This is a genomic window from Ectothiorhodospiraceae bacterium BW-2 (genome assembly GCA_008375315.1).
Lineage (GTDB): Bacteria > Pseudomonadota > Gammaproteobacteria > Thiohalomonadales > Thiohalomonadaceae > BW-2.
The window spans coordinates 1,148,538-1,160,836 of sequence record CP032507.1 but is presented as its reverse complement, the minus strand read 5'-3'; the positions used below and the strand labels follow the sequence as shown (position 1 = coordinate 1,160,836).

The 12,299-nt window shown below is 54.1% G+C and carries 8 protein-coding genes and 1 pseudogene; 7 read left to right on the top strand and 2 right to left on the bottom strand.

What is annotated here, in order from left to right; genetic code table 11:
- The first annotated feature begins 5 nt into the window (after nt 1-5).
- Nucleotides 6-257 (top strand): annotated as a pseudogene (locus tag D5085_05510) (restriction endonuclease).
- A 2-nt stretch (nt 258-259) separates the two neighbouring features.
- Complete coding sequence (locus D5085_05505) at nt 260-562, top strand: hypothetical protein (GenBank protein QEP42637.1); 303 nt, start codon at nt 260-262, stop codon at nt 560-562.
- A 110-nt stretch (nt 563-672) separates the two neighbouring features.
- Here D5085_05505 and D5085_05500 read toward each other — a convergent pair whose 3' ends face one another.
- Together D5085_05500 and D5085_05495 are read right to left on the bottom strand one after the other, a co-directional pair.
- On the bottom strand, nt 673-1,425 hold the full coding sequence (locus tag D5085_05500; GenBank protein ID QEP42636.1) for a DNA-binding response regulator: 753 nt from the start codon (nt 1,423-1,425) through the stop codon (nt 673-675).
- A 24-nt stretch (nt 1,426-1,449) separates the two neighbouring features.
- A complete protein-coding gene (locus D5085_05495) occupies nt 1,450-2,118 on the bottom strand; it encodes a dienelactone hydrolase family protein (GenBank protein QEP42635.1) in 669 nt (222 codons plus the stop codon).
- 268 nt (nt 2,119-2,386) lie between these two features.
- Here D5085_05495 and D5085_05490 point away from each other — a divergent pair, with 268 nt between their 5' ends.
- The 5 genes from D5085_05490 (at nt 2,387) to D5085_05470 (ending at nt 12,293) form a co-directional block, all read left to right on the top strand.
- The gene (locus D5085_05490) at nt 2,387-4,813 is read left to right on the top strand and encodes a penicillin-binding protein 1A (protein ID QEP42634.1); all 2,427 of its coding nucleotides are present in this window, start codon (nt 2,387-2,389) and stop codon (nt 4,811-4,813) included.
- 68 nt (nt 4,814-4,881) lie between these two features.
- Nucleotides 4,882-5,493 (top strand): hypothetical protein, encoded by a 612-nt coding sequence (locus D5085_05485; GenBank protein ID QEP42633.1) that lies wholly within the window; start codon nt 4,882-4,884, stop codon nt 5,491-5,493.
- A 224-nt stretch (nt 5,494-5,717) separates the two neighbouring features.
- Nucleotides 5,718-6,737, top strand: a complete 1,020-nt coding sequence (locus D5085_05480) for a response regulator (protein QEP42632.1) — start codon at nt 5,718-5,720, stop codon at nt 6,735-6,737.
- Between the two features lie 45 nt (nt 6,738-6,782).
- Nucleotides 6,783-7,676 (top strand): response regulator, encoded by an 894-nt coding sequence (locus tag D5085_05475; GenBank protein QEP42631.1) that lies wholly within the window; start codon nt 6,783-6,785, stop codon nt 7,674-7,676.
- 21 nt (nt 7,677-7,697) lie between these two features.
- Nucleotides 7,698-12,293, top strand: a complete 4,596-nt coding sequence (locus D5085_05470; GenBank protein QEP42630.1) for a response regulator — start codon at nt 7,698-7,700, stop codon at nt 12,291-12,293.
- The last annotated feature ends 6 nt before the right edge of the window (nt 12,294-12,299 follow it).

Below are 12,299 nucleotides of genomic sequence, written 5' to 3'. Positions count from 1 at the left end.
CAGGGCCTGTTCGAGATAGCTCACCACATTTTGAAGTCTTCGAAGAGTTTAAGGGGGCATCTTATCTTGAAAGATATGATCTATTGTGTCAAAAGCTAACAAAAGAACAGCTTTATACCACGGCATCAATTCTTGCTTCACCAAGGGGAGCGGCCAAAACTGGCGATTTTTCTGAAATGTCAAAAATGACTGGAATAAAGACCTTTGTTACTTCCTTGGCCGGGCATATTGCTGCTGAAGCTGCTCGCCTAGATTAGTAATGAGCACATTATATATCATAGGAAATGGCTTTGATTTATGGCATGGGTTGCCGACTGGATTTGCGCAGTTTTATGAGTTTGCTAAAGAAACTTTAGAGGAGCTTGAGCAGTATTTGAATCTTGATTCAGTCGATCAAAACTTGTGGAATGATTTTGAGCGTAATATAGGAAAATATGACTGGAAATCATTTTACGATACCCACAACATAGAGCAAGTATATGGGATTGATAAAGCTGGCAGGGGGTCTTCCGCTGCCGTCTCTGCTGGAGGCCTCGTTTCAGGCTCCGGCCTTTACGGTTGATGTTCGTGAGGGGAGGTTATTAGCTCCCCTCCCCCAGCGGGGGAGGGTTGGGGTGGGGGTAAAAAATGGCGAAACGATGAACAAGGCCCCCCGGATGCCCTCTTTGATATTCAGAGTGCTAACTGGGCTACCTGCGCCCTGACGCGACTTAAATGGCGACGACTAATGAGGGGGAGCTGCGACTCATCGAGTGGAAAGTGGTGCAGTCGTACCCGATGAGTCCCCTCATCGAGAGTCTCAATCGCCGCGAGTGAGCGGGCGACTATCAGCGCATTACGGTGGATGCGCAGCACCGCCGAACCTAACTGCTGCTCTAACTGTTTTAGCGACTGGCTCAAAATGGTCTCGCCGCTGTCGCTAATCGCAACGGTATATTTACCGGCGGCGATAAAGCAGGCGATCTGATTGAGAGGTATTCTCTGTAACACCCCCTGCGACTCGACCATAATCGATGGGAGGGATGCGCTCTGGTCTGTGGGGAGCTGTAGCACCTTGCGAGCCTTATCGAGCGCCTGTTGTAGCCGCTCTATTCGCACCGGTTTTAACAGATAGTCCAGAGCGCTCACTTCAAACGCCTCTAGTGCGTATTCGCTGTAGGCGGTGACAAAGATAATCAGTGGAGGGTGATCGAGCCGCTGTAGCTGCTCTGCTAGCGCTACCCCATCGATACCCGGCATCCGAATGTCGAGCAGCAGCAGATCGAGACTCTGTCTCTTGAGTAGAGCCAACAGCTCTGCGCCGCGACCTAGGCTGGCGACTAGCTCTACCGACTCGAAGGTGGCCAAAAGTCGCGCCAGCCGCTCCCGTGCTAATGGCTCATCATCCGCAAGCGCGACCTGCAGCGGAGAGGGGGAAGCGGCCATGACTAAGCGAAGCGGCGAAGCGGGTTAGCTTAGGTGGCGAGCCAAAAACGCCTCGACGACTTTGAGGTGGGCCGCATCGGCCCCGCTATCGTAGCGCGAGCTTTCGGGGTTGGTAAAGCCGTGGGCGGCATCGTAGCTGATAGCTTCGGTGGTTTTACCTGCCTTGGCCATCGCCGCCTCAAATAGCTGCTGCTTTTCAGGCCAGTTACTCTCCTGCTCAGCATAGACCACCAGCACAGGGCTCTGTAGGGGAGTTAATCTGTCGGGATTGCTCTCCATACGGCAGAAGACCATGACGGTGGCATCGACCTTGTCGGGGTTATTGAGTGAGGCTATCAGAGATTGCCGCCCCCCCATCGAACAGCCGTAGGTGGCGACCCGCCGCTGACCCTCTTGGTGGAGATAGTCGATAGCGGTAGCGAGCTTCTCATCGACCTCATCTTGCTGCTCGTTGAGTTCGCGCATCCAGAGGCTCGCCTCTTCGCTGCTATCGGTGACTCGACCATCAAACAGATCGGCTATCATTACCCGATAGCCCATGGTGGCAAAATGGTCGGCTAGCTTGCGATTGTGTGGTTTAACTCCCCACCACTCATGCAGAATCAGCAGGGCGCGTTTCGACTCCTCCGGCCCGACAACATAGGCCGACAGGGGATCTAGCGCTGTTTTTAGTTCGATGAATGTGCCAGGCATGACTGTTGAGCTCCTCTTGTGGTAAATGGTCAGGGGTTATTAGGGGGGATGGCCAAGAAGCTGCGCAACATACCCAATTTATGCGCTCTGGCGCAAGTAGATTGTGCGAGTGTCTAAAATTGGCACCACCACTTCGTGGCGATAAGTGCCGTGGTGGGATCGGTTGAATAGAGAATTTCTTGTCGAGGCGTCGGTTATTGGCCCCTAAATTGGGTATAATTGGCCGTTATGACCACTCATTGACTACCTTTTTTTGCAAAATATCTCTATGTCGCTACTGCTTCGCTTTTTTCTTTGGGTTTCGTTGCTAGCTCTGTTCGCTACAGCGGCGATTGTCTATGCCTCTTGGCGCTACTTTGAGCCGCAGTTGCCATCAATTGAGCTGTTAAAAGATGTGCAGATGGCAGAGCCGCTACGAATCTACTCCGCCGATGGGCTGTTAATGGCCGAGTATGGGGTGATTAAACGGATTCCGATGACCTACGCCGAGCTACCGCAGAGGCTGATCGATGCCTTTTTGGCGGCCGAGGATAGCCGTTTTTTTGAGCACCAAGGGGTCGATCCAACCGGATTGGCACGGGCGGCGATTGAGCTAATTCGTACCGGCGAGAAGCGACAAGGGGCGAGCACCATCACCATGCAGGTCGCGCGAAACTTTTTTTTAAGCCGTGAGAAGACCTACACCCGCAAAATTAAAGAGATGATGTTATCGCTAAAGATAGAGCGGGAGCTGTCGAAAGAGGAGATTATCGAGCTCTATCTCAATAAAATCTATCTAGGTAAGCGGGCCTATGGGGTGGGGGCGGCGGCCTCTATCTACTATGATCAGCCGTTAGAGGCGCTAACGCTAGCCCAATATGCGATGCTGGCGGGTCTGCCCAAAGCGCCATCGGCCAATAACCCGATTGCCAACCCAGATCGAGCGCTTGCACGGCGTAACTGGGTACTTGGGCGGATGTTAGAGCTAGGTATGATCGATAACAGCGCCTATGATGAGGCGGTTGCTGCCCCTATTACCGCCAGTGTTCATCTGGTTCAAACTGAGCTTAAAGCCCCCTTCGTCGCTGAAATGGTGCGCCAAGAGCTGTTGCGAATGTATGGAGAACAGGTAGAGGAGCGCGGCTTTAAGGTCACGACCACTATCGATAGCCAACTGCAGCGGGCAGCGACAGCGGCGTTACGAAATGGCCTGCTTGAGTACGAGGTGCGCCACGGCTATCGGGGGCCGGAGCAGCAGTTACCCCTAGTGGCCTCTGAGGCACCGCAGCTGCAGCAGTGGCAAGAGCTGCTAGAGCCGTTCGAGACGATTGGGAATCTAATGCCGGCACTTGTGGTCGGGGTGGAGCCGCAGCGCTTTAGCGCTATTTTGAAAGATGGCAGTGAGGTAACGGTCGAGTGGGCGGGTATGGCGTGGGCGCAGCGCTATAGAGATGTCAATAGCCGTGGTAAAAAGCCAGACCAGGCGGCCGAGATTGTGGCGGTTGGCGATGTGGTCAGACTCTGGTTTGATAGCGATAATCTGCCCCACCTGCGCCATCTGCCCCATGCCGCCGCTGCCCTCGCCTCACTCGATTCTGGTAGCGGCGCTATGATGGCGCTAAGTGGCGGCTTTGATTTTTATCAGAGCAAGTTTAATCGCGTCACCCAGGCCGAGCGCCAGCCCGGCTCCAATATTAAACCGTTTATCTACTCGGCGGCGCTAGAGCACGGCTTTACCGCCGCATCGATCATTAACGATGCACCGATAGTGATTGAAGACCAATATATGGAGGGGGCGTGGCGGCCACAGAACTATAGCGGTAAATCGTTTGGGGCGACTCGACTACGGGAGGCGCTGATCCACTCTCGCAACTTAGTCTCGATTCGGCTGTTGCAGGCGGTGGGGATTAATAACGCGATTGCCCACCTAGCAAAATTCGGTTTTAACCCAGATAAGCTACCTCGCTCACTATCGCTAGCGCTCGGTAGCGCTACTATGACGCCGCTAGAGCTGCTTCGCGGCTATGCGACTATCGCCAATCGCGGCTTTGTGATCGACCCTTACTATATCGCGACGATTGAGAACAGCAGCGGTGAAGTGGTCTATCAGAGTCGGCCACCACTCGCCTGTGAGCGGATTATCGAGTGCCAACAGAAGGGGCTGTTGCCGCTGACCGAACAGGGGGAGATTGATACTGAGATACCCTTCGCTCAACGAAGCGTTAGTGAACAGAATCTCTATGTGATTCGCTCCATAATGGCCGATGTGATCAAGCAGGGTACCGGACGCAAAGCGCTGGTCTTGAAACGGGACGATATTGCCGGTAAGACCGGTACGACCAACGATCAGCTCGACGCTTGGTTCTCCGGTTTTAATGACCGCGTTGTCACCACCGCTTGGGTCGGCTTTGACCAACCCGCGACGCTAGGGCGGCATGAGACCGGTGGCCGGGCGGCGCTACCGCTTTGGATCGACTATATGGCGGTCGCGCTACAGCGGTTTGAACCGCAACCGCAGCCGCTGCCGACCGATATTGTTACCGTGAGGGTCGATAAACAGAGTGGCGAGTATGCTGCGCCGGGGGCGAAAGGGGCGATGTTTGAGTTTTTTATTAAAGGGACTGAGCCGACCCCTCCTCGTATCGGCGGCGTTGGCGGGCGGCCACGCATCGATACGAGCGAGCAGGATAAGGTGATTACAGAAGAGCTATTTTAAACAGCGATGAACAAGAGGCTGATTAGACGGTTTACCATCCTTGTCCATAGGGTCAAAACAGAGGGATAATGAGTAAAACCTTTGCAAAACTCCCCCCTCGACGGCAGCCTTTAGCGCAACTAATCGCCCGTACCATGGCAGAGGAGCAGATTGCCGACTACCATCAGGCGCGCAATCGAGTCCTAAGGGGACAGCGCATTCCTAAGGCGCAACAGCCGACCAATCTGGAGATTGAGAGCGCTCTGCGCGACTATTTGGCGCTGTTTCAACCAGAACACCCGCAGCGATTGCAGCAGCGGCGTTGTGAGGCGCTAAAGCTAATGCAGCTACTGCAGCCGTTTGAGCCGCAGCTAACTGGTGCCTTAGTGCGAGAAGTTGTCCTACCCGACTCGGCTGTCGTGCTCCATATCTACGGTGAACCCCCTGAGCCGGTGCTGTTAAGGTTACGAGAGCACGGCATTGAGGTGAGTCAGCGGGAGCAGGAGTTAACCTCGACCGCCAACCACCGTTATAGCGTGCCCTGCCTCTCCTTTTATGCCGGAGAGACCCCCATGGAGATCTGGTGCCTACCGCAGGCGTTATGGCGCTCTCCCCCCCGCTGTCCGATCGATACACGAGCGGTTAAGCGGGTCGATCAGCAGGTGGTCGAAAGGTGGTGCCGTCCGGCCTCCGGCCCCTGAATTTAGCGTTAATGCAGGGGTGGCCACAGAGCAAAAAAATAGGAAAAAATTGATAAAAATCGAATAACATGGTTAAATCCCCCCCCTGAGGCGATCCAATCGGTGCCCTATTTATCTGTTCGATGATATAGCTAAAATAACAATCGCGAGTTGATTATACTGGCAATCTGACGGAAGATAGCAGCGAGGATGGTTAATAAAATGAACCGCAAGAGGCTCTATCTATGAACGGCACCATTTTGATTGTGGATGATGCAGAAGAGAATCTGGAGATTATCGAAGCGCTATTGGAGGATGACTACACTATTCTTAAGGCGAAAAGTGGTTATCATGCCATTGATATAGCAAAAGAGTATCGCCCCGATCTGATTTTGCTCGATGTGATGATGCCAAACATGGATGGTTACCAAACCTGCCGCCGACTCAAAGATGATCCTAGCACTTGGGATATTGCCGTGGTCTTCCTCACCTCGTTACACGATGGCGATAACGAGGAGATTGGCCTAAAGCTTGGTGCGATCGACTATCTGCACAAGCCGTTTCGTCCGGCGATATTTTTACAACGAATCGCCAACCATATTCGTATGTTGCGCAATCAGCACACTCTGGAGCAGCAGGTGCGGGAGCGTACCGCAGAGCTAGAGCAGACTCGATTTGAGATTATTCGCCGTTTAGGACAGGCGGCCGAGTATCGCGATAACGAGACCGGGATGCATGTCCTGCGCATGAGCCACAGTAGCGCCATTATGGCTCGCCTAGCCGGTTTTAATGAGGCGAGAGCCGAGCTACTACGCCAAGCTGCGCCGATGCACGATGTCGGTAAGATCGGTATTCCGGATCAGATTCTGCTCAAGCCCGGCAAGCTCGATAGTCAAGAGTGGGAGATCATGCGCAGCCACTCACTGATGGGGGCGCAGATTATTGGCGATAACGACTCGCCGCTACTACAGTTAGCCCGCACCATTGCCCTACACCACCATGAGCGCTGGGATGGTAATGGCTATCCGTTCGGATTAAGGGGGGAGTCGATTTTGCTGGAGGTGCGAATTGTCACCGTGGCCGATGTCTTTGATGCGTTAATTAGTCGCCGTCCCTATAAAGAGCCGTGGTCGAAAGAGCGGGCGGTTGAGTTTATTCTCGACCAGAGCGGCAGTCAGTTTGATCCCGATGTGGTGGCGCTGTTTGAGCAGGCGCTGCCCGACATTGAGCGTGTGAACAGTCGCTATGCCGATGAGGTATCGTAGGGAGCTGTTGAAAAAATGATCGATTTTTATTAGGTTGAGGTGGACATGAGTGAGCAAAATGCCAGACTACTGCTAGTCGAAGATGAGGAGATTTTAGCCGATATTCTGGAAGATGCGCTAGTGAGCGAAGGGTATCAGGTCACGCTAGCTGAAGATGGCCTTCGTGCCTGGGAGCTGCTAGAGCGGGGCGGCTGCTTTGACACCATCTTACTAGATCGCGAAATGCCGCGCATGGACGGTATCGAACTGCTAAAACGGCTCAAACAGGATAGACGCTTTGAGTCGATTCCGGTGATTATGGAGACCTCCTCCGGAGATGAAGAGAGTGTGCGCGAGGGGTTGCAGGAGGGGGCCTACTACTATTTGACCAAGCCGTTTCAGCCAGAGCTACTGCTGTCGATTGTGAGCGCTGCTCTACAGCAGCAGCGCGAGATGGTACAGATGCAACGAAGCGTCGAACAGGCCGAGAAGCCGTTTGCCTATCTTAGACAGGGGGTGTTCCATTTTCGCACTATTGAGGAGGCGAAGATGCTAGCGCAGTTCTTTGCTAAAGCGTGCCCTCATCCACAAAAGAGCATTATCGGACTGCAAGAGCTACTGATTAATGCGGTTGAACACGGTAATTTGGCGATTAGCTATCAGGAGAAGACCCACTTCGTGCTAGAGAGTACCCTAACTGACGAAATTGAGCGGCGCTTAGGGTTGCCAGAGTATGCAGAACGGCAAGTTGAGGTCGAAATCGAGCGTAGCGAAGAGCGGGTACAGTTCACGATTCGGGATCAGGGGGAGGGGTTCGACTGGGAGAAGTATCTTGAGTTTGATCCGAGTCGGCTGTTTGACCCCCACGGTCGCGGTATCGCGATGTCGAAGCAGATGAGTTTTGACACGCTAGAGTATCGTGGCAACGGTAATACCGTGGTTGTTAGTATCACTCGTTAGGTAGCGGTAGCCCTATTGAACATGAGGTATCTGACACTCACATTACTGCTGCTGTTAGTGAGTCGTGTCGTGTTAGCAATGGAGTGGCAGGCGGTATCGTTAACGCAACTGCCTAAACCCGATTTTTCTAACCTTAGCCTGCTACTGCTAGGGTTAATGGGGGGCGGCGTGGCGCTGTTACTGCTGTTTCGCTGGCTCGATGGACGCAGCCAGCGCGATGTTGTCGATGCCTTTAAGGTGAGCGGTGTGCGCCTGCCGCTGCTGTTTAATCTGCTATTTGTGGTACTAGTCTCGCTCATGGCGGGGTGGGTGTTGCAGTTCATTCGTGCTCAGGTAGAGCAAGATATCGATAAATCGCTCCACACCGTTCTCCATTCGGCACACTCCGCGCTGGTACAGTGGGTCAGTGATCACCGCCACGGGTTGCAGGATGTGGCCGAAAATCGGGAGCTAGTCGATTGGGTCGAGCAGCAGCTAACGCTCCATCAGCAGTGGGCGCCCCTTCGCAGCGAGGCGCTATTAGAGCTGCGGCGCTTCTATAGCCTGCGACAGAGTTTGAGTGGGCATAAGGGCTTTTTTGTGATTGCGCCCGACGGCACCACTATCGCCTCGATGCGTGAGGCGCTGTTAGGGGTGGTTAATCCGATTGCAGAGCAGCAGCTAGCGCTGTTTAATCGTGCCCTCGCCGGTGAGACCCTCTGGGTACCTCCGCTCTTCCTATTGTCAGAGGAACCGGCTAGGCGTCATAGTCGGGCGATGTTTATTCTGACGCCTCTGCGCAACCGACAGGGGCAGATTATCGCCCTACTTGCCGACTGTTATGAGCCGAGTGGGGCTTTAAGCACCCTCATGGCGAACGGGCGTCTTGGCACTAGCGGCGAGACCTATCTGTTCAATCGTGAGGCGATGATGGTGACCGAGAGTCGCTTTTTAGCCGAGCTAAAGCGCTCTGGGCTGTTGCAGGATCACAGCGCTATTTTGACGGTTAAGTTGATCGATCCGGGGGTGAATCTGCTGCAAACACCGCTATCGCTATCGCTATCGGAGCTGCACTCGCGGCCGCTTACCCGCATGGCTGCGAGTGCGACTAGTGGTCAGGGTGGTATCGACCTTACGGGGTATCGGGACTACCGTGGGGTTAATGTGGTGGGGGGGTGGTACTGGGACAGCGAGTTAGATATCGGCATCGCCACTGAAATCGATGTGAGTGAGGCGATGGCCTCGTTTCATGCCATTCGGGTGGCGCTGATTGCTATTTTACTGTTTGTGATTGTCGGTTCCGGTGGCTACACCGTGCTAATTATGTTGCAAAATAGCCGCACCACCCGAATTTTGCTGCAAAATCGTGATGAGCTAGAGCAGCGGGTAGGGCAGCGCACCACCGCACTGCTGCAGGCGAAAACGGAGGCGCAGCGAGCAAGAGAGGAGCTGCAGCGCTATCTCAATACCATTCAGAGCCTGCTACTGGTGATTAACCACCGTGGAGAGATTGAGCTCATCAATCCGACGGTTGCCCAGCTCGTGGGCAGAGAGTGTGAGCAGCTACTCGGGTGCAACTGGTTTACGACCTGCCTGCCGCAGCCCGAGGGGCGAACGGTGATTTGGCCGCAGTTTGAGGCGATTTTTACCGCTCAAAGCGAGCCTATCTACTATTTTGAGAACCATCTTGTCGCCTCAAATGGGATGTTGCGTCTTATCGCTTGGCATATTAACTATTTAATGGATGAGCATGAGGCTATGAGCGGTCTTATCGCCTCCGGCACCGATATTACCGAGCAGCGGGCAGCCGAACGGCAACTGCATCAGAGTCAGCGCAAATATCAGCAGTTAGTCGATGATATTGGCGGCAAGGTGGTGCTGTTTAGTGTGCGGGCGGACGATGGTGTGATCGAGTTTTTTAGCGAGGGGGCCGAACAGATGTTCGCTAAACCGGTCGCGAAGATGAACGGTCACCCCTGGATGGATGTGGTGGATTGGAATAGTGACCATGTCATGGCGGCCTACCACGCTATGGAGGCGCTCAATCGGGGGGAGATAAGCGACTATAGTGCCGAAGTGGCCTATACCCGTGGTGATGGGGTTGAGTGCTGGACTGAGATTAGCGCTCATATCAATCAGGGTGAGGGTGGGGGGAAGACTATCGATGGCATGCTAGTCGATATCACCGAACGCATTAAGATGGAGCGAGCGATGCGCCTAAGTGAGGAGCAGCTTAAGTTCGCTTTTGAGGCGACCGGTGAGGGAATCTGGGATTGGGATATGGTGACCGGAACAGTGCGCCATAATCAGACTTGGTGCCGTATGCTGGAGTTAGGTGATGAGTATTTGAGCCATCAGCTCGATTTTTTGGTTAACATCCTCCATCCTGAGGATCAGGAGCGGGTGATTACCAATATCGACCACAGTGCCGAGTATAATCGCCCCTATGAGAGCGTGCACCGCATGGTGACCGCCTCCGGTCGTACCATTTGGGTGCAGGATAGAGGCAAAGTGGTCCAGTTCGATAGTCGTGGCAACCCCACTCGACTGGTGGGTAGTATGGCCGATATTACCGAGCGGCAGCAGATGCAGCAGGCGCTCGTTAAGGCGAAAGAGGCCGCCGAGGCGGCGACTGAGGCTAAATCGAACTTTTTAGCCAATATGAGCCACGAAATTCGCACGCCTATGAATGCGATTTTAGGGATGTCTCATCTTGCGCTACAGACTAAATTAACCGATAAGCAGCGCAACTATATTCAAAAAGTACACCTTTCCGCCGAAGGGCTACTGGGAATTATTAATGATATTCTCGATTTCTCTAAAATCGAGGCGGGTAAGATGGAGCTAGAGCAGCACAACTTTACCCTTGATGAGGTGATGAGTAATGTCGCTAATCTTATCGGCCTAAAGGCGCAGGAGAAGCGGCTGGAGCTGATTTTCAATATTGCAGGCGATGTCCCGCCCGCCCTCTGTGGCGATGCGTTACGACTAGGGCAGATCTTAATTAACTTAGGCAATAACGCGATTAAGTTTACCGATAGTGGGGGCGAGGTGGTGTTTACGGTATCGGCTAAAGAGCGCGATGTCGATCGGGTCGAGCTGCAGTTTTCGGTGCGCGATACCGGTATCGGCATGACTGAAGCGCAGCAGCAGCGGCTGTTTGAGTCGTTTAGCCAAGCCGATAGCTCGACTACCCGCCAGTTCGGCGGCACCGGTCTTGGGCTGGCGATTTCGCAACGGCTAGCCAACTTAATGCAGGGCGATATTCGGGTCGATACCCTGTTTGGCATCGGCAGTAACTTTACCCTAACCGTCTGGTTGGGGCTACAGCGGGTGGGGCAGGTCGATGAGTTTGAGCCGCTCGATCTGTCGCTGTTTGAACAGCTACGGGTACTGGTGGTCGATGATAATCCGACTACCCGTCTGGTCAATAGCTCCATTTTAGCCCTGGTCGGGTGTCGGGTGGAGCGGGTCGAGTCGGGGGAGAAGGCGCTACGCATGCTGCAGCAGATTAATCAAGGGGAGGATCCCTATCAGCTACTGCTGCTCGACTGGATGATGCCGGGAATGAATGGCACCGAGGTCGTTAAAGAGGTGCATCGACTCGATCTGATTAATCCTAAACCCAAAATTGTGGTGATCTCGGCCTATGAGCAGGAGATGATCCACTTTAAGATGCGTGGTCTTCACATGGATGGCTTTCTCTCTAAACCGGTGCTCCGGCAGGCGCTGCTTAGGGTGGTGCTAGCCGCTTTTGGTCGCTCTCATGAGAGCGAGAGAGCGTCGAACGACGAGCGCTCATTGAGCGAGATGCGGCCGCTACTGCAGGGGGCTAGGCTGCTGCTAGTGGAGGATAATGAGATTAACCAAGAGTTGGCGGTCGAGCTGCTCGAAGAGTGCGGTTTGAGGATCGAGGTGGCGAACCATGGTCAGGAGGCGCTGGAGAGACTCAACTGTGACGGCCCCTTTGACGGGGTGTTGATGGATTGCCAAATGCCGATTATGGATGGCTATGTGGCGACGCGGAAGATTAGAGAGCAGGCGCGGTTTCAGAGCCTACCGATTATCGCCCTAACGGCCAATGCGATGAGTAGTGACCGTGATAGGGTGCTACAGGCGGGGATGAACGACTTTATCTCTAAACCGTTTAAAATCGGTGAGCTGTTTACCACCTTGGTAAGGTGGATTCGGGTCGGCTCGCCGGAGCATGGCGCTGTTGTCGCGCCGCGCAATCAGGTCGTACTACCGAGCCAGAGCGCAGAGGCTCAAGCTGCGGAGGTATCGCCACTGCCGCCGACACTGCCGGGGATCGATCTAAGCGCAGGATTGGCGCTCGTGCGCGGGAAGGAGGCGCTCTACCGGCGCAATCTACATAAATTCGTTGACCGTTATGGCCAGTTTAACGAGCAGTTTTTACAACAGCGGCAACAAGATAGGGAGGCGGCGACCCGATTAGCGCACACCGTCAAAGGGACAGCGGGAATGTTGGGAATGGTGTCGCTACAAGCGGCGGCCGCCGAACTAGAGGAGGCCTGTAAACGGCAGCCGGAGCAGATCGATAGTGCGCTTGCTGAGGTGGTAGTGCAGTTAGAGCAGGTAGTGCAGAGCATGGCAATATTGAAGGGGAGCTGCGAGTAGATCATG